The sequence below is a fragment of the Pseudomonas laurylsulfativorans genome (assembly GCF_002906155.1).
GTDB lineage: Bacteria > Pseudomonadota > Gammaproteobacteria > Pseudomonadales > Pseudomonadaceae > Aquipseudomonas > Aquipseudomonas laurylsulfativorans.
Genome location: NZ_MUJK01000003.1, coordinates 178,056 through 199,925 on the forward strand (window position 1 = coordinate 178,056; position 21,870 = coordinate 199,925).

Sequence of the window (21,870 nt, forward strand, 5' to 3'; positions counted from 1 at the left end):
GTTGAATGTTCCGGCCTCTTCGCGGGCAAGCCCGCTCCCACATTGGAATGCGATCAACTGTGGAAGCGAGCTTGCTCGCGATGGCGATCTACAGGACACCGCTCAATCACTGAACAAAACCCATGTCACTTGATTTAACCGACTCGCGGGTATATACACGCACCATGCTCGATTCCCAATGTTTATGCATCAACCTGCGTCGCGCCGCCCGTGGCGTCAGCAGGCATTACGACGGCGCTCTCGACGGCTTCGGGATCAACGTTGCGCAGTATTCTTTGCTGTGCAATCTGCAGCGTCTGGATCAACCGAGCATCTCGACCCTGGCCGAGGCCATGGGCCTGGATCGCAGCACCCTGGGGCGCAATTTGCGGGTGCTGGAGGGGGAAGGCCTGGTGACACTGGTCGAGGGTGAGGACATGCGTAATCGCATCGTCTTGCTGACCGAGGCCGGGGCGCAGCGCTTGAAGGCTGCCTTGCCGGCCTGGGAAGCCGCACAGCAACGCTTGATCGATCGCCTGGGTGTCGAGAAGCGCGAAATTTTATTGAAGCTGCTGGACGAACTGGCGTGACGCCGGTTTTTCCGATTATAAGCGGGTATATACCCGCTACCGGAGAACAACAATGACATCGATGTGGCGTACGTGCGGCTGGGTTCTGTTGGGGAGTGCGCTGATCCTTGCGTTGTCTCTGGGGGTTCGACATGGCTTCGGGCTGTTTCTGGCGCCGATGAGCGCCGAGTTCGGCTGGGGTCGTGAAGTCTTTGCCTTCGCCATCGCCTTGCAAAACCTGATCTGGGGACTCGCCCAGCCATTTACCGGCGCGCTGGCCGACCGCTTCGGCGCGGCGAAAGTGGTGCTGATCGGTGGCGTCCTGTACGCAGCCGGACTGATCTGCATGGGGCTCTCTGACTCGGCGGTGACCCTGTCCCTGAGCGCTGGCCTGTTGATCGGTATCGGACTGTCCGGTACGTCGTTCTCGGTGATTCTGGGGGTGGTCGGGCGCGCGGTGCCGCCGGACAAACGCAGCATGGGCATGGGGATCGCCAGTGCTGCCGGTTCGTTCGGCCAATTCGCGATGTTGCCCGGCACGCTCGGTCTGATCGGATGGCTTGGCTGGTCCGCCGCGCTGTTGGCGCTGGGCTTGCTGGTAGCGCTGATCGTGCCGCTGGTGAGCATGCTCAAAGACAAGCCGCTGCCCGTCCTGGGTCACGAACAAACCCTTGGTGAAGCGCTGCGTGAAGCCTGCTCCCACTCCGGATTCTGGCTGCTGGCGTTCGGCTTTTTTGTGTGCGGATTCCAGGTGGTGTTCATCGGTGTGCACCTGCCGGCCTATCTGGTGGACCAGCATCTCCCGGCGACGGTCGGCACCACGGTGCTGGCGCTGATCGGCCTGTTCAATATTTTCGGTACCTACACGGCAGGATGGCTCGGCGGGCGCATGTCCAAGCCGCGTTTGCTCACCGGCCTGTACTTGTTGCGGGCGGTGGTCATTGCGTTGTTCCTGTGGGCGCCGGTGACTACCACCACGGCATACCTGTTCGGCATGGCCATGGGCTTTTTGTGGCTGTCGACGGTGCCGCTGACCAACGGTACCGTGGCGACCATGTTTGGTGTGCGAAACCTGTCCATGCTCGGTGGGATTGTTTTCCTGTTTCACCAGCTCGGTTCGTTCCTGGGCGGCTGGCTGGGTGGCGTGGTGTACGACCGTACCGGCAGCTATGACTTGATCTGGCAGGTCGCGATTCTCTTGAGCCTGTTGGCCGCCGCCCTGAACTGGCCAGTGCGTGAACGGCCGGTGGCGCGCCTGCAAACACAAATGAGTGCAACATGAACCGCCTTTGGCCACGCATCACGATTTTTGCCGTCTGCGCCTTGCTGCTCGCCGTGGTGTGGTGGGGCTGGCATCAGGGCGGGCTGTCTCTTTTGCAGTTGGGCATGAGCATTTGCTAGTAGCAGGCTTGCTAGCGTGCGGGGATGGCGAGTAACGTCGAATTTTGACGATTGCTCAAGGATGCTCGAGATGCTCAAGCGTTGGTGTGCTGTTCCCGCGTTGCTGATGGCGTTGTCCGGAATGGCGTGGGCCACTGATTGTCCGGAGGTGCTGCAGGGCTCGCTGCCGAAGTTGCGGGCCAAGGAGTCCATCGACCTGTGTCAGCGGTACGCCGGCAAACCGTTGGTGGTGGTCAACACCGCGAGCTTCTGCGGCTTCGCCCCGCAGTTCGAGGGCCTTGAGGCGCTCAATCAGCGCTACAAGGGGCAAGGGCTGGAAATACTGGGTGTGCCGTCCAACGACTTCAAGCAGGAGTCCAAGGACAGCGCTGAGACTGCGAAGGTCTGCTATGCCAACTATGGCGTGACCTTCACCATGACTGAACCGCAAAAGGTTCGTGGCGACGATGCGACGCATTTGTTCAAGGTCCTCGCCAGTCAAACCAGCGCGCCCAAGTGGAATTTCTACAAGTATGTGGTGGACCGCCAAGGCAAGGTGATCGCCAATTTCTCCAGCCTGACCAAGCCGGATGATCCCGAGTTCATTGCTGCGATAGAAAAAGCCCTGGCTTCGCCACCGCTCGTTTCGACCCCCTGACCTGTGGGAGCGGGCTTGCTCGCGAAAATCTCAAGGCGCCTCGTTCATCCAGTCAGTACGAGTCATCGTTCGCGTCCATCGCGAGCATTCGAGCGTCGACCGGCTGCTCCCACAAAAAAAGCCCCGCTTCCGAGAGGAATGCGGGGCTTTTTTGATTCGGGTGGCGAGCGGTTCAGGCTCGCCGGGAATCATTAGAAACGGTAGGTCGCGCCGAGACCGAAACCGTTCGCGTAGTTTTCATACTTGGCGTTGTAGTTCTGGCCACGGTCGTTGCTGTTGTCGACCTTGACCGACTCTTCGCGCAGGTACGAATACGCCAGGTCGATGGTCAGGTCGTCGGTCGGGCTCCAGCCGGCACCCACGCTGAAAATCTTGCGATCGCCGGTCGGGATGCGTGGGGAACGGTCAACGTTGTTGGTCGGTGCCTGGTCAATGGACAGACCAGTACGCAGTACCCATTGCTTGTTCAACTGGTAGGACGCGCCGATGGCGTGAGCCCAGGTGTCGTGCCAGTTCTGTTCTTCGGTGATGGTGCCGAACTGGCCGTTCAGGATGGCCGGAACGCCCTTGTTTTCAACGGTGATTTCTTTCAGGCGGCTCCAGCGGGTCCAGGTGCTGCCTGCGTAAAGAGTCCACTTGTCGTCGAGCTGGTGAGTGACCGAGAAGTCCACCGACTCAGGCGTGGTCAGGTCCAGCGAAGCATCGTACTTCTGGCTTGCGCTCTGGCCGATCAGGCCCAGCACACCGTAGTTGACCTTGGTGTCGCCTTCGAGCTTGTACTTCACTTTCGAGTGATAGGTCAGGCCGACGCGGGTGCTGTCGGTGGCTTGAACGAGCACGCCGATGTTGTAGCCCAGCGCGGTGTCGTCACCCTTGATCTTGACCTTGCCATCGGGCTGGGACTGGGTGATCGACAGGTTCGATTCCAGGGTGCCGTCGATGCGGTTGATGGTCGGGCCGAAACCGATGGACACCTTGTCGTTGAAGGCGTAGCTGACAGTCGGTTGCAGGGTGACGATTTTAACTTCGCTCTTGCTGCCGAAGTAGCGGCCGGCAAAGTTGTTTTCGTAGTCGGTTACCAGGCCGAACGGTGCATATACGCCCACACCGAAGGCCCACTTGTCGTCGATTGGCTTGACGTAGTAGCCCATGGGTACGGCGATGAACGGAACCATGTCGCCGTCGTTGCTGCCGCTATTCGGGCTGGAGCTTGCGTGGCTGATGTCAGTGTGTGCGTCGAGCATCGCAACACCGCCGGTGACTTGTTCGCGCTTGATGCGCGACATGCCGGCAGGGTTGCCAAAAATGGTGCTTGCGTCATCGGCAGCGGAAGATCGCCCGGCAAAACCTGTACCCATCCCGCTGATGCTTTGTTCGTTGATGGCAAAGCCACTTGCGAAAATCTGGGTGGATGCCATGGCAACGGCGAGGCTAAGGGTGGTTTTGAGCATTACTTTTTTCATTATTAGAACTCCTGGTGATCACCGGGGCGAAAATTACCAACATTTTCGCCCCGGCGCCATAGGCTGTATGCCTTGATTTAGAGCGGTTTTGTAGGACAATCCGACCAGAATCGCGACGTGTTACGCGATGTTTGGATCCACAAGTGTCAGCAGGCTACCTGATTCAGAGGTGAAACACAGGTTTGCCAGGCGCAAGTGAAATCACGCAGGCGTCCCTGGGGCTGAAAGGTCTGGCGCCAGATTCTGGCCATGCCCAACAAATCATCAGGGGCGGGGAGGGGGGTGTTCTGTTCTTCCACCAACAGCCAGGCGATGGCTGTGGCGTAACGCAGGTTGACGGTCAATTCGAGATGCGGGCCACTCAGAAACGCATGCTGGCTGGCCAGGCCGCGGACCAGGCTTGCACGCTCTGGATCAAGGGCCAGGTAATGGTCCCAAAGGGCCTGGTGACGGGGCTCGGCGATGCGGTACAGGCCGTGCCCACGGCGGTCATGCAGGGCGGAACCAAGGGCTGACTGGCTGGCGGCAATGCCCAGCAGCAGGGATTCGGCAGTAGCGCTATGGCGTCCGAGGTAGATCAATGTCGGACGAATCACGTAGCGGCACAGTTCGCTGGCAGCGATACCCATATAACCCTCGAAACCTGAATTGGACGGCGACCTGAAGGGGGGGCTTGGCAGCTGTGAATCGGCTCAGGCTCGCCGCAAGCGGGTCAAGCCGCTTGAGTTGAAGTGTAGTGTCATATTCGCGCTGTAAAGGCCTGTTTTTAAAATATTTCCGGCGGCCAGTTATAACCGTTATATCGGATCGTGCTTAGTCGTGATTCGAGGGAAGGGAAACATCGGGCAATAAAAAGCCCCGCTTTTCGGGCAGGGCTTTTGGTTTTTCAGCCTTTCTGGCGTTTCAGGCAACCAGTGCCTGACGGGTGCGCTCGATCACGGCCTGCAGCGGCTCGGCGCTGGAGTATTGATCGGGGTACAGGCGTTCGCTGTGACGAGCGATGCCGTGTTCGTTGACCAAGGTGAAGCTGAAGCAGCCTTTGCGAGCGGCCATGATCAGGCAGTTCATTGGAGCAAAAGCGTTGGTTAGGGTGCGAATGGCATCCTGAGTCTGGATTTGAGTAGACATTATTGGGTGTTCCTACAAATGACACGGATAAGAACCGTGCAACGTTAAAACGTTCCAGTAACGTCGATCACCATTGATCGAACGAAGAACCCGACTGGAACAAAGCAGCCAGTTTGAAGCGCTGATAAGTTGGCGCGCTTGGGCTGGCAGGTAGGTACTTAGGAGGGCAGGCAACACATCGAGGGCAAAGGTTCTGGGCCCGGGGTGAAGATCCTGATCAATTTGCAGGTTGGTTCGAGCAGAGCAAGCAGGCGGAGCAACACCCTTTGCTTTCGATTCAAAGGTTGTGTCGGCGCAAGATTTACCTGGAAACCATCGAGGTGGTCGATCCCGCTTGTTCGGTGGAGGCTTCCGTTGGGAAGGCTGACCGGGGGGATTTGTTCGACCAGAATTGACTTTCAGCTTGGTACTAACGCCGCGGATAGTAACGGATTGAACTGGCCAAGGGAAGTGTGTTAGCGAAAAGAAATTCCCGGCAGGTGCCTGATCGGGCAGTTTTGCCCTTAGAGGTGTGCATAAATTTGCGTTGCCCGGGTTTGATACGCCCTGTATCCGGGCAAAATCCGACCACCGGTTATCGAAGTTTGTAGCCGGGCAGCCGTCTAGACACCGGGTTTGCCCAGGCTTATCCCCAGGCACTCCCAAAAAAAGCGCCGAAAAAGTGCATCGATATAACCGTTGCAAAGGCACTTGTGCACATTAGTTGCGCGGCCTGTCACCCCGCTGTCATCTCATGTTCAAGCGCAATGGCTGCCTGTAACCAAAATTTAAGTCAATGAAAAACATCGCTTTTTTTTACTGGTGAAAAAATCGTCAGTTTGACTGCGAGCCCCATTCCACAGGGCTTTGAGCGAGTTCAGGGGCGGTTGTCCACTGAGTTATCCACAGCTTCTGTGGATTGTCCCGAGCGCTTGCTCTAGGACGGGCGTGCCGGGATATTTTCAGCTTTACCTGTAGGAAAAAGAGAGTAAAGTTGCGCGCCTTCCGATCTGCCCCACAGTGCTTTATGAAGTTTCGCTCAGCCCCCGTTTCCTCTACCTCCACGCCACCTTCTGCTGCACCTACCAAGCGCTTTTCCATGCGCGTGGCGGAATGGCTGTTGGACAGCCCGCATCTGGGTGAAAACCGTAACGTCAAACACATCGCCGGACGCCTGCTCAAGCAGCCGGCCCGTGAGGGCGTGGTGGCTGCACAAAGCCGCCTTGGCCAGTTGATGTGCCGCGAATGCGGGAATGCGCGGGACCGCCGGATCGGCCAGGACCTGCTGCGTCAGGCCGCCCGGGCAGGTGATTTGCGCGCTCAACAGGAACTGGGGCTGATCGAAGACTGAGCTGTCCAAGACCGGACGCCTTGGTTAACCTTCAGGCTTTATCCGAATGGCAGGAGTGGCTATGGCAATGGACTTGACCAGCGTATTGCTGGGTCTGGCAGCGGCTGCGTTGCCGTTGCTGGTATTGGCCTGGCAACTCCAGCGTCGGGCCAGCACCACGCAGGCAGACGTTGCACTGCTGCAAGAGCGCCTGGCCACGGCTCAACTGGCGCAGGACGGATTGAATGCACAGCTCGAATCCAGCCGCGACGAAATCGGTGACCTGACCCAGGCCAACGCCGCGAAACAGGCTGATCTGGCTGCGCTGCGTCGTGAGGTCGAACTGCTGCAGATCGAGCGCGACGACGCCCGGGACGCCGCCCATGCCTGGAATATCGAACGCGCCGGCAAAGAAGCCGAATTGCGTCGCCTGGATGCCCAGGCTGCGTCGCTCAACGCCGAATTGCGCGAGCAACAGGACAGCCATCAGCAGCGCCTCAACGACCTGCAAGGTTCGCGGGACGAGTTGCGCGCGCAATTTGCCGAGCTGGCGGGGAAAATTTTCGATGAGCGCGAACAGCGTTTTGCCGAAACCAGTCAGCAGCGCCTGGGGCAGTTGCTCGATCCTCTCAAGGAGCGCATCCAGTCCTTCGAAAAACGAGTCGAGGAAAGCTATCAGAACGAGGCTCGCGAGCGTTTCTCCCTGGCCAAGGAGCTGGAGCGCCTGCAACAGTTGAATTTGCGCTTGAGCGATGAAGCGACCAACCTGACCCGCGCTTTGAAAGGGCAGAAGACCCAGGGCAATTGGGGTGAACTGATTCTTGAGCGTGTGCTTGAGCATGCGGGGCTGGAGAAGGGCCGCGAGTACCAGACACAGGTCAATCTCAAGGGACCCGATGGCGAGCGCTTCCAGCCGGACGTGATCATTTATCTGCCGGGCGACAAGCAGGTGGTGGTCGATTCCAAGGTCAGCCTGACGGCCTATCAGCAGTACGTGGCGGCTGAGGACGAGGCCATCGGCCAGATCGCCATCAAGCAGCACGTGCTGTCCTTGCGAAATCACGTCAAAGGCCTGGCGGGCAAGGATTACAAGCGCCTCGATGGTTTGCACAGCCTGGATTTCGTGTTGCTCTTCGTGCCGATCGAGGCAGCGTTTTCTGCCGCGTTGCAGGCTGAGCCGACGCTGTTTCAGGAGGCATTCGACCGCAACATAGTGATCGTCAGCCCCACCACGTTGTTGGCGACCCTGCGCGTCATCGACAGCCTGTGGAAGCAGGAGCGCCAGAGCCAGAATGCCCGGGAAATCGCCGAGCGGGCCGGGTGGCTGTATGACAAGTTCGTGCTGTTCATTCAGGATCTGGACGAGGTCGGCAATCGCCTGCAGCAACTGGACAAGGCCTACAGTTCGGCACGCAACAAGCTGACAGAGGGACGTGGCAACCTGGTCAGTCGCAGTGAACAACTCAAGCTGCTGGGCGCGCGGGCGAGCAAGAGCCTGCCGGCGGACTTGCTGGAGCGGGCGATGACCGATGTCGATGGGCTGGTAGAGTTGCCGGAGTAGTCCCGGGCGAGCGTGGACCCTGTGGCGAGGGGGCTTGCCCCCTCGCCACAGGGATTTGAGTTGCCGCGCTACAACGGTATGTACCGGCTCAACAACGCCCGCAACGCCGCCGGTTTCACCGGTTTGGCCAAGTAGTCCAGCCCCGCAGCGTGCACCAGGTCGACCGTCTCCGGCCGGCCATCGGCGCTGATGACTACCCCTGGAACCGGCTCGCCCATTTGGGTGCGCAACCAGGCCATCAAATCGGTGCCGGTCTCGCCATGATCGAGGTGGTAATCCACCAGCGCCAATTGCGGACGCACGCCTTCGTCCAGCAACGCGGCGCATTCCTCGCGATTGCGCGCGGTCCAGACCTGGCAACCCCAGCGGCTGAGCAGGCTGTTCATGCCGATCAGAATGCTGTCCTCGTTGTCGATACACAGCACCTGCGCGCCATTGAGCAATTTGCCATTGAGTTCGGCGACGTTGACTGGCGCAGCGGTCTGCGTCCGGGCCAGCGGCACGCTGACGCTGAACACGCTGCCGCGCCCCGGCCAGGAGCGTACGCGCAGGGTATGACCGAGCACGCGACAAAGTCCGTCGGCAATAGCCAGGCCCAGGCCGAGGCCTTTTTCGGCCCGTGTCTGGTGGCTATCGAGTCGCTTGAACTCTTCGAAAATCACCTGCTGTTTATCTTCTGGAATACCCGGCCCACGGTCCCAGACTTCCAGGCTCAGTTGTTCCTTGTGCCGGCGAACCCCCAGCAGCACCGGCCCTTTACCGTAGCGGAAAGCGTTGGTCAGGAAGTTCTGCAGAATCCGCCGCAGCAATTTGATGTCGCTGTCGACCCGCAGCGCGCTGCCGCGTACGCGGAACTCCAGTTTTTGTTCTCGCGCCAGCGCCTTGAACTCGTTGCCGAGGGTGTCGAACAGTTCGTTGAGCGCGAACGGCTGGCGATTCGGGTTGATCTTGCCGTTCTCCAGGCGGGAAATATCCAGCAGGTCGCTAATCAAGTCCTCGGCCGAGCGTAGCGAGCTGTCCAGGTGCTCGACCAGTTTCTGCGCCTCGCCAGTCAGACTATCGCCCTGATGGGAGAGGGCGGCGGAGAACAGTCGCGCCGCATTCAGTGGCTGCATCAGGTCATGGCTGACGGCCGCGAGGAAACGGGTCTTGGACTGGTTGGCCGACTCGGCGGTGCCCTTGGCTTCGGTCAGGGCGACGTTGAGCTGCGACAATTCGTGGGTGCGTTCGGCGACCCGTTGCTCCAGGCCTTCGTTGGCCTCGGTCAGCGCCTGCTCGGCTTCGCGGAACGCGGTGATGTCGGTGAAGCTCATGACGAAGCCACCGCCAGGCATCGGGTTGCCGATCAGCTCGATCACCCGGCCATTGGGGAACAGTCGTTCGGACGTGTGCGCGCGGCCCTGGCGCATCCAGTGCAGGCGACGTGCGACGTGAACTTCGGCTTCGCCGGGACCGCACAGACCGCGCTCGGCATTGTGGCGAATGATGTCGGCGATGGGCCGGCCGACCCTGATCAGGCCATCCGGGTAGTTGAACAAATCCAGATAGCGACGGTTCCAGGCCACCAGTTTCAGCGACTGGTCGACCACGCTGATGCCCTGGGTGATGTTCTCGATGGCGCCTTGCAGCAAGGCACGGTTGAACTGCAGCACCTCCGAGGCTTCGTCGGCGATGCGCACAACGTCCTCCAATTGCATCTCCCGGCCTTCAATGGCGGCTTTTACCACTGCGCGGGTCGAAGAGGCCCCGAGCACACCGGCCAGCAAGCGTTCGGTATGGGCAATCCATTCGCTGTCGGCGTTCTGGTTCGGGTTGAAGCCTTTGCCTTGGCGATAAGCAAAACGGATGAAGCTTTGACGGGCGCGTTCTTCGCCGACAAAGCGCGCCGCCAGTTGCAGCAGGTCGTCGATCTGCACTGCCAGCATCGAACGTGCGCTGGGGCGGGCACTGATTTCCTGGCCGATGAAGCGGCCCGCCTGCCAGTGCTCGGAAACCCGGGTGCGCGACAGCACCGAGACCCAGGCGAACAACGTGAAGTTGCCTGCCAGCGACAGCACCACGCCTTGGGTCAGAGGGGTGATCGGCAGGTTCAGTGGATTGCTGTGCAGCCAGGCCAGGCCCGGGAATGTGCTCAAGGACAGGCCGAGGCTGAGGGCGGCAATCGGCAGGATCAAGGTGTAGAACCATAGGAACGTGCCTGCGGCGAGGCCTGCGAAAACGCCGCGGCGGTTGGCCTGTTTCCAATACAGTGCACCGAGCATGGCGGGGGCCAGTTGGGTCACGGCAGCGAAGGCGATCTGGCCGATGGTCGCCAGGCTGGCGGTCGAGCCCAGCAGGCGATAACTGACATAGGCCAGCAGCAGAATGACCACGATGCTGACGCGTCGCACCGACAACATCCACTGACGGAACACTTCGAACGGGCGTTCGGCGTTGTTGCGACGCAGCAGCCAGGGCAACAGCATGTCGTTGGACACCATGGTCGACAGCGCCACACTGGCCACGATCACCATGCCGGTGGCCGCCGAAGCGCCCCCGATAAACGCTAGCAAGGCCAACGCCGGGTGCGCCTGGGCCAGGGGCAGGCTGATGACAAACGAGTCGGGCAACACCGAGCTGGGCAACAACATCTGGCCGGCCAGGGCGATCGGCACGACAAACAGTGCCGCGAGGGCGAGGTAGGCCGGGAAAACCCACTTGGCCAGGCGCAGATCCTGGGGATCGATGTTCTCGACAACAGTCACGTGGAATTGTCGCGGCAAGCAAATGATCGCCATCATTGCCACACCGGTCTGCACCACCATCGACGGCCAGTTGATGGTTTCCTTCCAGTACTGTTCGAGCCGCGGCGCAAGCATGGCCTGGTCGAACAGGTCGTCGAAACCGTCGTACAGGCCGTAGGTCACAAAGGCGCCGACGGCCAGAAACGCAAACAGTTTGACCAGCGATTCGAAGGCAATCGCCAACACCATGCCGCGGTGGTGCTCCGTGGCGTCGAGGTTGCGGGTACCGAAGACGATGGTGAACAGCGCCAGCACCAGCGACACAATCAGTGCGGTGTCCTGGGCGCGGGTGCCCATGGCGTCGGCACCGGCGCCGATCAGCAGGTTCACGCCGAGCACAATGCCTTTGAGCTGCAGCGCGATGTAGGGCAACACACCGACCAGGCAAATCAGCGCCACCACCACCGCCAGTGACTGGGATTTGCCGTAGCGTGCAGCGATGAAGTCGGCGATGGAGGTGATGTTCTCCTGTTTGCTGATCATCACCATTTTTTGCAGGACCCATGGCGCGCCGACCAGCAACAGGATTGGCCCGAGGTAAATCGGCAGGAACGACCAGAGCTGTTCGGCGGCCTGGCCCACGGCACCGAAGAAGGTCCAGCTGGTGCAATAGACCGCCAGCGACAGGCTGTACACCCAGGCCCGCACTCGCGGCGGCAAGGGCGCACTGCGACGGTCGCCATAGAAGGCGATGGCGAACATGATGGCCATATAGGCCAGGGCGACGGCGGCGATCAGCCCGGTGGACAGCGACATGGGGACTCCAGACAAAAGACATCCGAGCCTCCCGCCCGGACAGACAGTCTCGCACGACCGCCAGCGTTAGTCAGTGTCGACCAAGGTCGTGGCGTGGCGGGGTGTCGCAGGTTTGATGTCTGGTAGATCTTCAGTGTTGAGGCGGCCCATTCGCGAGCAAGCCCGCTCCCACATTTGATCGTGGTCCAACAGAAAAACACGGTCGAATGTGGGAGCGGGCTTGCTCGCGAATGGCGGTATTACTGACTGAATGCAATCTCGATCAAGCGATGCAGCTCTTCAACCTCAAGCGGTGCCTCGGAAAACAGGATGCGGAACACGATGGGCGCCGCGATCAGGTTGATCAGTCGATCGACACCCGGTACGGGTTCGTTGGGATAACGGTCGAGGATTGTCTGCAACTGCCCGCCAATGATCGTCGCGCAGTAACTCGGCTTCAACGCCGCCTGCACGTCGTACAGCATGTTGCGGCCAGGCTCGGAGCTCATTTCGTCCAGGTACTGTTCCGCCCAGGCCCGAATATCGCCGTGCAGGCTGCCGGTATTGATCGGCTGGTTGTCGGGCTGCATGCGGGCGAGGGCGACATCGGCCAGCAGCGCCGACACATCACCCCAGCGTCGATAGATGGTTGACGGCGTGACGCCCGCGCGGGCGGCGATTTGCGGCACGGTCACGCTGGCGCGATCCTGCTCCTCGAGGAGCTGGCGCACGGCCGCATGAATCGACTCTTGTACCCGCGCACTGCGCCCGCCTGGGCGTAAGGTTGGAGCTGTCATCCAGTGATTCCTGTAAAAGCCATGCTCCGGACCTTAACACAAAGAATTTGCTTTAAGAGAAATCCAGTAGCACACTCCGCAAAAGCAAAAAGTTAGCTTTTGCGGAGTGTTCCCATGTCCAGTTCTCATTCAAACCGTGCCAGCCTGTGGTTTCTGGCGATTACGCTGCTCAGTTTCCTGGCCGCCTCCACTGCGCCGACGCCGCTGTATCACCTGTATCAGGAGCAGATGCAGTTTTCGGCAGCAACGCTGACCCTGATTTTCGCCGTATACGCCCTCAGCCTGTTGGCAGCGTTGCTGACGGTCGGCTCGCTGTCGGATTACCTGGGGCGCAAGCCGGTGATTTTTACCGCGGTGGTGCTGAACATTCTGGCGATGCTGCTGTTTATCTACGCCGAAAGCGTCGCCTGGTTGATCAGTGCCCGGGTTCTGCAGGGCTTCGCGACGGGCATGGCGACTGCGGTTTTGAGTGCAACGCTGCTCGACACCGACCGACAGCAAGGGCCGTTGGTCAATAGCGTCGCACCGCTGCTCGGCATGGCTGCGGGCGCGTTGGGTTGCGGTGTGTTGGCCGAGTTTGCCCCGGCGCCATTGCATTTGACCTTCTGGTTGCTTCTGGTCCTGTTTGTGATGCAGGCCGTGTATGTGTGGCGATTGCCGGAAAGCGTCTCGCGCCAGGTCGGTGTGTGGGCGTCATTGCGGCCGACCTTGCATGTGCCGGTTCAGGCGCGCGTCACTTTGTGGCGGGTGCTGCCACTCAACACGGCGACCTGGGCGCTTGGCGGCTTTTATGCATCGCTGGCACCTTCGCTGGTGCGCACGGCGACGGGGTCGACCTCGAACCTGATTGGTGGGGCGACTGTTGCTGCGTTGACGGTGACGGGCGCGTTGATGATTTTCACCTTGCGCAACCGGTCTGCCACCCAGGCGCTGCAGTTGGGCGCCAGTTTGCTGCCGACGGGCCTCGTCCTGGTCTTACTGGGTGTGCATGGCGCCAGCCTGTCGCTGTTTTTCCTTGGCACCCTCGTCGCCGGTTGTGGCTTCGGTGCCGGTTTCCTCGGTGCCGTACGCAGTCTGGTGCCGCTGGCTTTGCCCCATGAGCGCGCGGGCCTGATGTCGGCGTATTACGTGCTCAGTTACCTGGCGTTTTGCCTGCCGGCGCTGTTGGCGGGGAACCTGGCGCGCACTTTTGGGCTGGTGGCAACGACCGATGGTTATGGCGCGGTGTTGATTGTGCTGGCGCTCAGCGAAATGGCGAGTTTACTGCGATCACGTTCGGCCAGCGCCTGTGAGGCCAACCTGTAAAATTGAGTTAGCCTTGGCGCTCTCTCTGCTCAATCGAAGGATCGGACCATGAAGATCATCCGCAGTAAGTCGTTCACGGGCGAGCGTGCCTGGGCCGCGCTGGACATCGCCAACATGAACGGCATCACCACGCGGCTGCACTGGACCGATCAACCCTACAAATGGCACACAAACGATGGCGAAGAAGTGTTTGTCGTACTCGATGGCCAGGTGCAGATGCGTTATCGCGATTTAGGGGTGGAGCGGGAAGTCTTGCTGGAGGTCGGCGACATTTTTTATGCCTCGGTTGGCACGGAACATGTGGCGCATCCTGTAGGGGCGGCTCGGATATTGGTGGTCGAATCGGAAGGAAGTGTCTGACTCTATATAAGTAATACCGATAAGATATAGAGAAATTACCCGTTATATAGATATTCGATTCGGATCTAACATGGGCTCCACCTCACGAGAGGACAGGAGTTCGCCATGACATGCGCCAATAGCATCAAGCCCGGAATCAAACCTTTCACTCACCTGCAGCATCCCCGCGAGGTGATCCGCCAGTTCACCCCGAACTGGTTCGCGGCCACCATGGGCACCGGCGTGCTGGCGTTGGCGCTGGCGCAATTGCCGGTCGCCGTGCCTGCCTTGCACGCCTTCGCCGAAGCCCTCTGGCTGTTCAACATCGCACTGTTTCTGCTGTTTACGGCGCTGTACACGGCGCGCTGGGTGCTGTTTTTCGACGAGGCACGACGGATCTTCGGCCACTCCACGGTCTCGATGTTTTTCGGCACCATCCCGATGGGCCTGGCGACCATCATCAACGGCTTCCTGGTATTCGGCCTGCCGCGTTGGGGTGAAGGGGTGATTCACGTCGCCGAAGTGTTGTGGTGGCTGGATGTGGCCATGTCGCTGGCCTGCGGCGTGCTGATTCCCTACATGATGTTCACTCGTCAGGAGCACAGCATCGACCAGATGACCGCCGTCTGGCTGTTGCCTGTGGTCGCGGCAGAAGTCGCGGCCGCCAGCGGTGGCTTGCTGGCACCGCACTTGGTCGACGCCCACTCGCAACTGGTGGTGCTGGTGACCAGCTATGTGCTCTGGGCCTTTTCCCTGCCGGTGGCTTTCAGCATCCTGACCATTCTCTTGTTGCGCATGGCCCTGCATAAGCTGCCCCACGAAAACATGGCCGCCTCAAGCTGGCTGGCCCTTGGCCCGATCGGCACCGGTGCATTGGGCATGTTGGTACTGGGTGGCGATGCACCGCTGATTTTCGCGGCGAACGGTTTGCCGGGTGTCGGTGAGATTGCTGCAGGGTTGGGCCTGGTGGCCGGCATCACCCTGTGGGGCTTCGGCCTGTGGTGGATGCTGATGGCGCTGCTGATCACCGGACGCTACCTGCGTGCCGGCATTCCCTTCAATCTCGGCTGGTGGGGCTTCACCTTCCCGTTGGGTGTCTACTCGCTGGCGACGTTGAAACTGGCCAGCACCTTGAGCCTGACATTTTTCAGTGTGTTTGGCTGTGTGCTGGTGGCGTTGCTGGCCATGATGTGGCTGATCGTCGGCAAGCGCACGGTGCTGGGCGCCTGGCGAGGTGAGCTGTTTGTCTCGCCGTGCATTGCCGGATTGAAGAAATAACCGGTAAAGATTAGGTAATGTGTGGCCTGGATCGATTTTTGATATTCCAATAAAGGAATCCCGGCCACTCGTTACCTAATTCAGGGAAACATGGAAGATGAGTCACCCCTCACAGTTCACCTTGCTGCGCACCCGGCGGTTCCTGCCGTTCTTCATCACCCAGTCCCTCGGGGCGTTCAACGACAACGTGTTCAAGCAGTCGTTGATCCTCGCCATTTTGTACAAACTGACCATCGAAGGTGACCGCTCGATCTGGGTCAATCTGTGTGCGCTGCTGTTTATCCTGCCGTTTTTCCTGTTCTCGGCCCTGGCCGGGCAATTCGGGGAAAAGTTCGCCAAGGACGCGTTGATCCGCCTGATCAAGCTGGGGGAAATCGCCATCATGGCGGTCGGCGCCGTTGGCTTCATGTTCGATCACCTGTCACTGATGCTGGTGGCGCTGTTCGCCATGGGCACCCATTCGGCGCTGTTCGGGCCGGTGAAGTACTCGATCATGCCGCAGGCCCTGCATGAAGACGAGCTGGTGGGCGGCAACGGCCTGGTGGAAATGGGCACTTTTCTGGCAATCCTCGCCGGCACCATTGGCGCCGGGGTCATGATGTCCTCGGCGCACTACGCGCCGGTGGTGTCCACGGCAATCATCGGCATTGCCGTACTCGGTTACCTGGCCAGCCGCAGCATTCCTCGCGCGGCGGCCGCCACGCCGCAAATGCGCCTGAACTGGAATATCTTCAGTCAGTCCTGGGCTACGTTGAAACTCGGCCTGGGGCAAACGCCGGCGGTGTCTCGCTCGATTGTCGGCAACTCGTGGTTCTGGTTTGTCGGGGCGATTTATCTGACGCAGATCCCGGCCTATGCCAAGGAATGGATGCACGGTGACGAAACGGTGGTAACGCTGATTCTGACGGTGTTCTCGGTCGGCATCGCATTGGGTTCGATGCTTTGCGAGAAACTCTCCGGGCGCAAAGTCGAAATCGGTCTGGTGCCGTTTGGATCGTTTGGCCTGACCGTATTCGGCCTGCTGCTGTGGTGGCATTCCGGCGGAATTCCGGACAGCGCCGCCGGCCATGGCTGGATTGAAATCCTCGGTTTCGGCCATACCTGGCTGGTGTTGCTCGACATCCTCGGCCTGGGCGTCTTCGGCGGCTTCTATATCGTGCCGCTGTACGCGCTGATCCAGTCACGAACCGCGGAGAACGAACGGGCGCGAGTGATTGCCGCCAACAACATCCTCAACGCGTTGTTCATGGTGGTATCGGCGATTGTCTCCATCGTCTTGCTGAGCGTGGCCAAGCTGTCGATCCCGCAACTGTTCCTGGTGGTCTCGCTGCTGAACATCGGCGTCAACGCCTACATCTTCAAGATCGTCCCCGAGTTCACCATGCGTTTCATGATCTGGCTGCTCAGCCATTCCATGTACCGCGTCGAACACCGCAACCTGGATCTGATCCCCGATGAAGGCGCGGCGCTGCTGGTGTGCAACCACGTGTCGTTCGTCGACGCCTTGCTGATTGGCGGCGCGGTGCGTCGGCCGATTCGCTTTGTGATGTATTACAAGATCTACAACCTGCCGGTGCTGAACTTCATCTTCCGTACCGCGGGGACGATTCCTATCGCAGGGCGTCATGAAGACATCCAGATCTACGAAAAGGCCTTCACACGTATTGCCCGGTATCTGAAGGACGGTGAGCTGGTGTGCATCTTCCCCGAGGGTAAATTGACCGTTGATGGTGAGATGAATGAGTTCAAAGGCGGCTTGACGCGGATTCTCGAAGAGACGCCGGTGCCGGTGATTCCGCTGGCCTTGCAGGGGTTGTGGGGGAGTTTCTTCAGTCGCGATCCGGGCAAGGGGCTATTTCGTCGCCTGTGGTCGCGGGTGACGCTGGTGGCGGGGCCGGCGGTGGCGGTTGAGGCAGCAGAGCCTGCGAAGTTGCAGGTGTTGGTGGGGGAGTTGCGCGGGGCAGTTAGATAGGGCCGTACTGGCCTCATCGCTGGCAAGCCAGCTCCTACAGTGGATGCGTATCCCTGTAGGAGCTGGCTTGCCAGCGAAGGCGTCAGTGGCCTAAGCGCTGACCTTCAGGCCAACGAGCCCGGAAATGATCAACGCCACGCTCGCCAGCCGCACCAGCGCCATGGATTCGCCAAACAGAATGATCCCAGCGATCACCGTGCCAACGGCGCCGACACCGGTCCAGATCGCATAGGCCGTACCCAACGGCAATTCCTTCATTGCAAGGCCGAGCAGGCCAAGGCTGATAGCCATGGCCGCAACGGTCAAAACAGTGGGGAGGGGGCGGGTGAAGCCGTCGGTGTACTTGAGGCCGACGGCCCAGCCCACTTCGAACAGGCCGGCGAAAAACAGAATGATCCAGGACATGAAGACCTCCATCGTCTGACGGGGTCGTCCCCTGATTAATGACTCGATCGAGCCGCGAGGTCGTCCTCGCGATGCGCAATATAGTGCCCAGCATTAACCCGGGGATCAAGTTTTCGATCAAGATCGCGGATCAAGATCGCGAGTCAGTCGCTGACCTGTTGAGCGGCCATTTCCCGATCCTGTTTCTCACTCATGCGGCGGAAATACGTCGAAAGCAATGCCCCGGAAATATTGTGCCAGACGCTGAACAGCGCGCTAGGCACCGCCGCCAGCGGAGAGAAGTGCGCGCTGGCCAGCGCGGCACCCAACCCGGAGTTCTGCATGCCGACCTCCAGGGCCAGGGACTTGCGCTGGGCCAGAGGCAGTTTGAACAGGCGTCCAGTGAAGTACCCCAGCAGGTAGCCGAAGCTGTTGTGCAGCATGACCACGGCCATGATCAACAGGCCGGATTCGGCAATCTTCGCCTGGCTGGCGGCAACCACGGCGGTGACGATGATCACGATGCTCACCACCGACACCAGCGGCAAAACGTCCACCGCATGACGAACCTTGTCGCCGAGCATCCGTTGGGCAACAACGCCCAGCACGATTGGCAACAGCACCACTTGCAGGATCGACCAGAACAACTCCATGAACGACACCGGCAACCAGGCCGAGGCCAGCAGCCAGATCAGCGCTGGCGTCAGCAGCGGGGCGAGGAGGGTGGTGACGGCGGCGATGGCCACCGACAGCGCCAGATCGCCGCGGGCTAGCCAGGTCATCACGTTCGACGAGGTGCCACTAGGGCAGCAGCCGACCAGAATCACGCCGACGGCGATTTCCGGCGGCAAGTGGAATGCCTGGCAGAGCAACCACGCCACGCCGGGCATGATCACGAAATGTGCAACCACGCCCAGGGCCACGCGCCATGGATGGCGAGCGACTTCGGCGAAGTCTTCGAGTTTGAGGGTCAGGCCCATGCCGAACATCACCAGCCCCAGCAAGGGTACGATGGCGCCTTTGAGGCCGAGGAACCATGCCGGCTGCAGAAACGCCACGACAGCGAAAATCAGTACCCAGTAAGCGAAGGTGTTGCCGACAAAACGACTCAATGCAGCCAGTGCGCGCATGGCTTGATCCTTGTTATTAAATTGCACCATTAAAACCAATGTGGGAGCGAGCCTGCTCGCGAAAACGGTCGTTCCATCAACATCTATGTTGAATGTGAAACCGTCTTCGCGAGCAGGCTCGCTCCCACAGTAGTGATCACAGGCTTTTAGATCCCCTGCGGCGTCTCTTCGCCACCCAATGCTTCAACCAGTGCCGGCAGGAAGTCGCCGAAGGTCAGCATCATCAGGGTGAAGCTGGCGTCCAGTTGACCCAGGGCCTCGTCACCGCCGTCTTGTTCCGCCTGGTCTTGCAGCAGGTCTTCGAACTTCAGGCGCTTGACCACCATCTTGTCGTCGAGGACGAACGACAGTTTGTCCTGCCAGGCCAAGGACAGTTGAGTGACCACTTTGCCGGTGCTCAGGTGCAGCTGGATTTCTTCGCTGGTCAGGTCCTGGCGCTTGCAACGCACAATGCCGCCGTCTTCGTGGGTGTCGCGCAGTTCGCACTCGTCCAGCACAAAGAAGTCGTCCGCGGCTTTCTGCGTCGTGACCCACTCGGTCATGGTCGCGGTCGGGGACATTTTTACTGTCAGCGGACGTACCGGCAGGGTGCCGATCACTTCACGCAAGGTGGACAACAAGTCTTCGGCGCGTTTCGGGCTGGCCGAGTTGACCAGAATCAGACCCTGTTTCGGCGCGATGGCGGCGAAGGTCGAGGAGCGGCGGATAAAGGCGCGGGGCAGGAAGGCCTGGATGATTTCATCCTTGATCTGATCGCGTTCCTTTTTATAGACCTTGCGCATTTGCTCGGCTTCGATCTCTTCGACCTTTTCCTTGACGGCATCACGCACGACGCTACCCGGCAGAATGCGTTCTTCCTTACGGGCGGACACCAGCAGGAAGTCACCGCTGACGTGCACCAGTGGCGCATCTTCGCCTTTGCCGAACGGCGCGACGAAACCGTAGGTGGTCAACTCCTGGCTTGCACATGGGCGCGCCAGTTTGGTGGCCAGTGCAGTTTCCAACGCCTCGGCATCAACAGGCAGATCTTGGGTCAGGCGATAGATAAGCAGGTTTTTGAACCACATGGGGTGAGTCTCTCCTTTATACAAAGGGGGGCATTATTGTCTTCGCCGTGCCATAGGCCAACCTTTCTCTAAGCCTTTGGAAGGGCTCGGAAAATTATTTTAAAAAGTGCTTGCCAGAGGTTAGGTCGCTCCGTAGAATGCGCGCCACACCGAAGCGAAGGGTGATTAGCTCAGCTGGGAGAGCGTCTGCCTTACAAGCAGAATGTCGGCGGTTCGATCCCGTCATCACCCACCATTCGTTTTCAGTGTTATGCGCAGCGGTAGTTCAGTCGGTTAGAATACCGGCCTGTCACGCCGGGGGTCGCGGGTTCGAGTCCCGTCCGCTGCGCCATATTCGGTAACCTGGAACACTGAACGCCAGGTCACCACGGAAAAGCCCGCTTATGCGGGCTTTTTTCTGCCTCACGTTTGACTGTTGTTCCTGTGGGTTGCATCGTTTCACCGGTTTTTAGATTTTTTGAAAAAAACTTCAAATAAATCAACACTTTATAAAAACCTGTGGCATAATGTGCCCCGCAACGAAGGTAAAGGGTGATTAGCTCAGCTGGGAGAGCGTCTGCCTTACAAGCAGAATGTCGGCGGTTCGATCCCGTCATCACCCACCACTTTCAACGCTACGCGCAGCGGTAGTTCAGTCGGTTAGAATACCGGCCTGTCACGCCGGGGGTCGCGGGTTCGAGTCCCGTCCGCTGCGCCATATTCGGTAATCTGGAACACTGAACGCCAGATCACCACAGAAAGCCCGCCCAGTGCGGGCTTTCTGCTGTCTGGGATTTGGCTTTCCTCGCCCTCTGTAGGAGCGAGCTGGCTCGCGAAAGTCGTGAACGATAACGCGTAAATTCAGATACCCAGCGGCGCCCCTGGCTTTTTCGCGAGCAGGCTCGCTCCTACAGTCCGGCATTGCGAGCGTGACGGTAGTCGCTGACGGCTTCATACACGGCTTTGCGCAGGCGATTGATCCCGCCGATGGGGCGGTGCGCTTCGATGCCGAACCAAGGGTTGAACGACTGGTTGTCGCATTGCAGGCTCAACGCCGGTGTATCGAAGTCCTGCGCTGGCACTTTGATTCGCGCCACCGTCTCGAAGGGCGCATCGCTTTCGCGCCACTCAATGCTGGTGTCTTCAATCGGCATGTACTTGTTGGCGTCCTGTCGCTGGATCTGCAGGACAAAACACGCGGGCACCCGATCGGTCGACAGCTGCTGGTTCAGCGCACTGCGCAGAAAGTTCGGCAACTTGCGATTTTGTTCCGGCAGGTTGTAGGCCGGGCAACTGTCCGGATCGGGGGCGACCCGGAATTTCACATTGGCTGCACCAAATTTGTAGGGCGAAACCGAAAAGTAGGTCGTCCGGGTTGGGCTTGGCGGGGCAGGGGATAGCGTCGCCAGGGCGATAAACAGGTGGCGAACCTGCCAGGCGCGTGGATCCCAGCCGGGGAAGAAGGCCATCATCTTTTTACCGTCGGCTTGAGCGGCGACGTTCTGACGGTACTCGGCGACATTACTGACAAAGAAGTTCGGGTGGCTGAACATCACAAAGTCCTGTTCACCTCGCCCCGACTGATCGCTCAACAGTTGTTTACCCGGCACATCGAACAGTTTGATCGCCATGCCCCGGGCGTCGCGGATGCTGTCGAACTGCGGGTAGGCATTGCCGTTGGACAGGCGCATCGTTGCTTGCCAAGTTTTGCCCGGCTCGCTGAATACGCCTTGGCGCAGTTCACCAGGCAGTTGCGGCAGCACCTGAACCTCGGCCTTCACGCAGCCGTGGGCCTTGGCATGGGCATCGCGCAGGTAGCGGGTGTTTTCGCGGTGCTGGTCGACGATGCGTACGGCGGTCTGGATGATGTCCTGGTTCATCGCGGCTTCACCGTCGGGAATCAACTCCTGCGCCGAGACCGGTCCGCGCTGCTGCCAGGCAAACCAGGCGGTGGCCAATGCCCAGCCAAGCACGCCGAGACCCAGAAACCACAGCAACAACTTGCCGAGGAAGGCGCCCAGTCGCAGCCAGAGTGTAATTAGCATGTGAGCATC

19 protein-coding genes and 4 tRNA genes are annotated in these 21,870 nt (G+C 59.8%); 14 read left to right on the forward strand and 9 right to left on the reverse strand.

The genetic code is table 11. The annotated features are described in order from the left end of the window. The first annotated feature begins 164 nt into the window (after positions 1-164). The 4 genes from B0D71_RS11155 (at position 165) to B0D71_RS11165 (ending at position 2,586) form a co-directional block, all read left to right on the forward strand. A complete protein-coding gene (locus B0D71_RS11155) occupies positions 165-569 on the forward strand; it encodes a MarR family winged helix-turn-helix transcriptional regulator (protein WP_103394823.1) in 405 nt (134 codons plus the stop codon). 52 nt (positions 570-621) lie between these two features. Next, positions 622-1,830, forward strand: coding sequence for an MFS transporter (locus B0D71_RS11160; protein ID WP_103394824.1), 1,209 nt, complete (start codon positions 622-624; stop codon positions 1,828-1,830). Next, positions 1,827-1,949 carry a hypothetical protein gene (locus tag B0D71_RS32085; protein ID WP_276310355.1) on the forward strand — a complete coding sequence of 41 codons (123 nt, stop codon included), beginning with the start codon at positions 1,827-1,829 and terminating at the stop codon, positions 1,947-1,949. Before B0D71_RS11160 ends, B0D71_RS32085 begins: the two co-directional genes overlap by 4 nt. 70 nt (positions 1,950-2,019) lie before the next feature. Next, complete coding sequence (locus B0D71_RS11165; RefSeq protein WP_103394825.1) at positions 2,020-2,586, forward strand: glutathione peroxidase; 567 nt, start codon at positions 2,020-2,022, stop codon at positions 2,584-2,586. Positions 2,587-2,777: 191 nt separating this feature from the next. Here B0D71_RS11165 and B0D71_RS11170 read toward each other — a convergent pair whose 3' ends face one another. The 3 genes from B0D71_RS11170 to B0D71_RS11180 form a co-directional block, all read right to left on the reverse strand. Further along, entirely contained in the window at positions 2,778-4,049 is a 1,272-nt protein-coding gene (locus B0D71_RS11170; RefSeq protein WP_103394826.1) for an OmpP1/FadL family transporter, read from the reverse strand. Positions 4,050-4,195: 146 nt separating this feature from the next. After that, positions 4,196-4,678, reverse strand: coding sequence for a hypothetical protein (locus tag B0D71_RS11175; RefSeq protein ID WP_007984504.1), 483 nt, complete (start codon positions 4,676-4,678; stop codon positions 4,196-4,198). 274 nt (positions 4,679-4,952) lie between these two features. Next, positions 4,953-5,177: a hypothetical protein gene (locus B0D71_RS11180; RefSeq protein WP_008051046.1), complete on the reverse strand. Its 225-nt coding sequence runs from the start codon at positions 5,175-5,177 to the stop codon at positions 4,953-4,955. 1,006 nt (positions 5,178-6,183) lie between these two features. Here B0D71_RS11180 and B0D71_RS11190 point away from each other — a divergent pair. Both B0D71_RS11190 and B0D71_RS11195 read left to right on the forward strand, forming a co-directional pair. Next, positions 6,184-6,507: an SEL1-like repeat protein gene (locus B0D71_RS11190; RefSeq protein ID WP_103394827.1), complete on the forward strand. Its 324-nt coding sequence runs from the start codon at positions 6,184-6,186 to the stop codon at positions 6,505-6,507. Between the two features lie 175 nt (positions 6,508-6,682). After that, entirely contained in the window at positions 6,683-8,047 is a 1,365-nt protein-coding gene (locus B0D71_RS11195; protein WP_165798718.1) for a DNA recombination protein RmuC, read from the forward strand. Between the two features lie 68 nt (positions 8,048-8,115). Here B0D71_RS11195 and B0D71_RS11200 read toward each other — a convergent pair whose 3' ends face one another. Both B0D71_RS11200 and B0D71_RS11205 read right to left on the reverse strand, forming a co-directional pair. Beyond that, a complete protein-coding gene (locus B0D71_RS11200; protein ID WP_103394829.1) occupies positions 8,116-11,586 on the reverse strand; it encodes a hybrid sensor histidine kinase/response regulator in 3,471 nt (1,156 codons plus the stop codon). A gap of 239 nt (positions 11,587-11,825) precedes the next feature. Further along, on the reverse strand, positions 11,826-12,362 hold the full coding sequence (locus tag B0D71_RS11205; RefSeq protein WP_103394830.1) for a TetR/AcrR family transcriptional regulator: 537 nt from the start codon (positions 12,360-12,362) through the stop codon (positions 11,826-11,828). Positions 12,363-12,476: 114 nt separating this feature from the next. On the opposite strand from B0D71_RS11205, the gene B0D71_RS11210 reads away from it, so the two are divergent. From B0D71_RS11210 to B0D71_RS11225, 4 genes are all read left to right on the forward strand, one after another. Beyond that, positions 12,477-13,667 carry an MFS transporter gene (locus tag B0D71_RS11210; RefSeq protein ID WP_103394831.1) on the forward strand — a complete coding sequence of 397 codons (1,191 nt, stop codon included), beginning with the start codon at positions 12,477-12,479 and terminating at the stop codon, positions 13,665-13,667. A 48-nt stretch (positions 13,668-13,715) separates the two neighbouring features. Then, entirely contained in the window at positions 13,716-14,027 is a 312-nt protein-coding gene (locus B0D71_RS11215; RefSeq protein WP_103394832.1) for a cupin domain-containing protein, read from the forward strand. Between the two features lie 105 nt (positions 14,028-14,132). Further along, positions 14,133-15,284 carry a TDT family transporter gene (locus B0D71_RS11220; RefSeq protein ID WP_103394833.1) on the forward strand — a complete coding sequence of 384 codons (1,152 nt, stop codon included), beginning with the start codon at positions 14,133-14,135 and terminating at the stop codon, positions 15,282-15,284. A gap of 97 nt (positions 15,285-15,381) precedes the next feature. Beyond that, positions 15,382-17,256: an MFS transporter gene (locus B0D71_RS11225; protein WP_103394834.1), complete on the forward strand. Its 1,875-nt coding sequence runs from the start codon at positions 15,382-15,384 to the stop codon at positions 17,254-17,256. Between the two features lie 90 nt (positions 17,257-17,346). Here the strand turns inward: B0D71_RS11225 and sugE are convergent, their stop codons facing one another. From sugE to rdgC, 3 genes are all read right to left on the reverse strand, one after another. Further along, the gene (gene sugE, locus B0D71_RS11230) at positions 17,347-17,661 is read right to left on the reverse strand and encodes a quaternary ammonium compound efflux SMR transporter SugE (RefSeq protein WP_007977599.1); all 315 of its coding nucleotides are present in this window, start codon (positions 17,659-17,661) and stop codon (positions 17,347-17,349) included. A gap of 143 nt (positions 17,662-17,804) precedes the next feature. Continuing rightward, positions 17,805-18,770 (reverse strand): bile acid:sodium symporter family protein, encoded by a 966-nt coding sequence (locus B0D71_RS11235; protein WP_103394835.1) that lies wholly within the window; start codon positions 18,768-18,770, stop codon positions 17,805-17,807. 146 nt (positions 18,771-18,916) lie between these two features. Then, a complete protein-coding gene (rdgC, locus tag B0D71_RS11240; protein WP_007969735.1) occupies positions 18,917-19,837 on the reverse strand; it encodes a recombination-associated protein RdgC in 921 nt (306 codons plus the stop codon). Positions 19,838-19,996: 159 nt separating this feature from the next. Here rdgC and B0D71_RS11245 point away from each other — a divergent pair. The 4 genes from B0D71_RS11245 (at position 19,997) to B0D71_RS11260 (ending at position 20,534) form a co-directional block, all read left to right on the forward strand. Then, positions 19,997-20,072: transfer RNA gene (locus B0D71_RS11245), tRNA-Val, on the forward strand. Between the two features lie 19 nt (positions 20,073-20,091). Continuing rightward, positions 20,092-20,168, forward strand: a tRNA-Asp gene (locus tag B0D71_RS11250). A 198-nt stretch (positions 20,169-20,366) separates the two neighbouring features. Next, positions 20,367-20,442, forward strand: a tRNA-Val gene (locus tag B0D71_RS11255). A 15-nt stretch (positions 20,443-20,457) separates the two neighbouring features. Beyond that, positions 20,458-20,534: transfer RNA gene (locus B0D71_RS11260), tRNA-Asp, on the forward strand. A 190-nt stretch (positions 20,535-20,724) separates the two neighbouring features. Here the strand turns inward: B0D71_RS11260 and B0D71_RS11265 are convergent. Continuing rightward, positions 20,725-21,861: a catalase family protein gene (locus B0D71_RS11265; RefSeq protein WP_103394836.1), complete on the reverse strand. Its 1,137-nt coding sequence runs from the start codon at positions 21,859-21,861 to the stop codon at positions 20,725-20,727. Positions 21,862-21,870: the final 9 nt, after the last annotated feature.

Excerpts from the sequence above, each read along its gene's own strand:
- B0D71_RS11210 (WP_103394831.1), top strand. The coding sequence starts at position 12,477 with ATGTCCAGTTCTCATTCAAACCGTGCCAGCCTGTGGTTTCTGGCGATT.
- B0D71_RS11220 (WP_103394833.1), top strand. The coding sequence starts at position 14,133 with ATGACATGCGCCAATAGCATCAAGCCCGGAATCAAACCTTTCACTCAC.
- B0D71_RS11165 (WP_103394825.1), top strand. The coding sequence starts at position 2,020 with ATGCTCAAGCGTTGGTGTGCTGTTCCCGCGTTGCTGATGGCGTTGTCC.
- B0D71_RS11205 (WP_103394830.1), bottom strand. The coding sequence starts at position 12,362 with ATGACAGCTCCAACCTTACGCCCAGGCGGGCGCAGTGCGCGGGTACAA.
- B0D71_RS11175 (WP_007984504.1), bottom strand. The coding sequence starts at position 4,678 with ATGGGTATCGCTGCCAGCGAACTGTGCCGCTACGTGATTCGTCCGACA.
- B0D71_RS11235 (WP_103394835.1), bottom strand. The coding sequence starts at position 18,770 with ATGCGCGCACTGGCTGCATTGAGTCGTTTTGTCGGCAACACCTTCGCT.
- B0D71_RS11190 (WP_103394827.1), top strand. The coding sequence starts at position 6,184 with ATGAAGTTTCGCTCAGCCCCCGTTTCCTCTACCTCCACGCCACCTTCT.
- sugE (WP_007977599.1), bottom strand. The coding sequence starts at position 17,661 with ATGTCCTGGATCATTCTGTTTTTCGCCGGCCTGTTCGAAGTGGGCTGG.
- B0D71_RS11215 (WP_103394832.1), top strand. The coding sequence starts at position 13,716 with ATGAAGATCATCCGCAGTAAGTCGTTCACGGGCGAGCGTGCCTGGGCC.
- B0D71_RS11170 (WP_103394826.1), bottom strand. The coding sequence starts at position 4,049 with ATGAAAAAAGTAATGCTCAAAACCACCCTTAGCCTCGCCGTTGCCATG.
- B0D71_RS11160 (WP_103394824.1), top strand. The coding sequence starts at position 622 with ATGACATCGATGTGGCGTACGTGCGGCTGGGTTCTGTTGGGGAGTGCG.
- B0D71_RS11155 (WP_103394823.1), top strand. The coding sequence starts at position 165 with ATGCTCGATTCCCAATGTTTATGCATCAACCTGCGTCGCGCCGCCCGT.
- rdgC (WP_007969735.1), bottom strand. The coding sequence starts at position 19,837 with ATGTGGTTCAAAAACCTGCTTATCTATCGCCTGACCCAAGATCTGCCT.
- B0D71_RS11265 (WP_103394836.1), bottom strand. The coding sequence starts at position 21,861 with ATGCTAATTACACTCTGGCTGCGACTGGGCGCCTTCCTCGGCAAGTTG.
- B0D71_RS11180 (WP_008051046.1), bottom strand. The coding sequence starts at position 5,177 with ATGTCTACTCAAATCCAGACTCAGGATGCCATTCGCACCCTAACCAAC.
- B0D71_RS32085 (WP_276310355.1), top strand. The coding sequence starts at position 1,827 with ATGAACCGCCTTTGGCCACGCATCACGATTTTTGCCGTCTGCGCCTTG.
- B0D71_RS11200 (WP_103394829.1), bottom strand. The coding sequence starts at position 11,586 with ATGTCGCTGTCCACCGGGCTGATCGCCGCCGTCGCCCTGGCCTATATG.
- B0D71_RS11225 (WP_103394834.1), top strand. The coding sequence starts at position 15,382 with ATGAGTCACCCCTCACAGTTCACCTTGCTGCGCACCCGGCGGTTCCTG.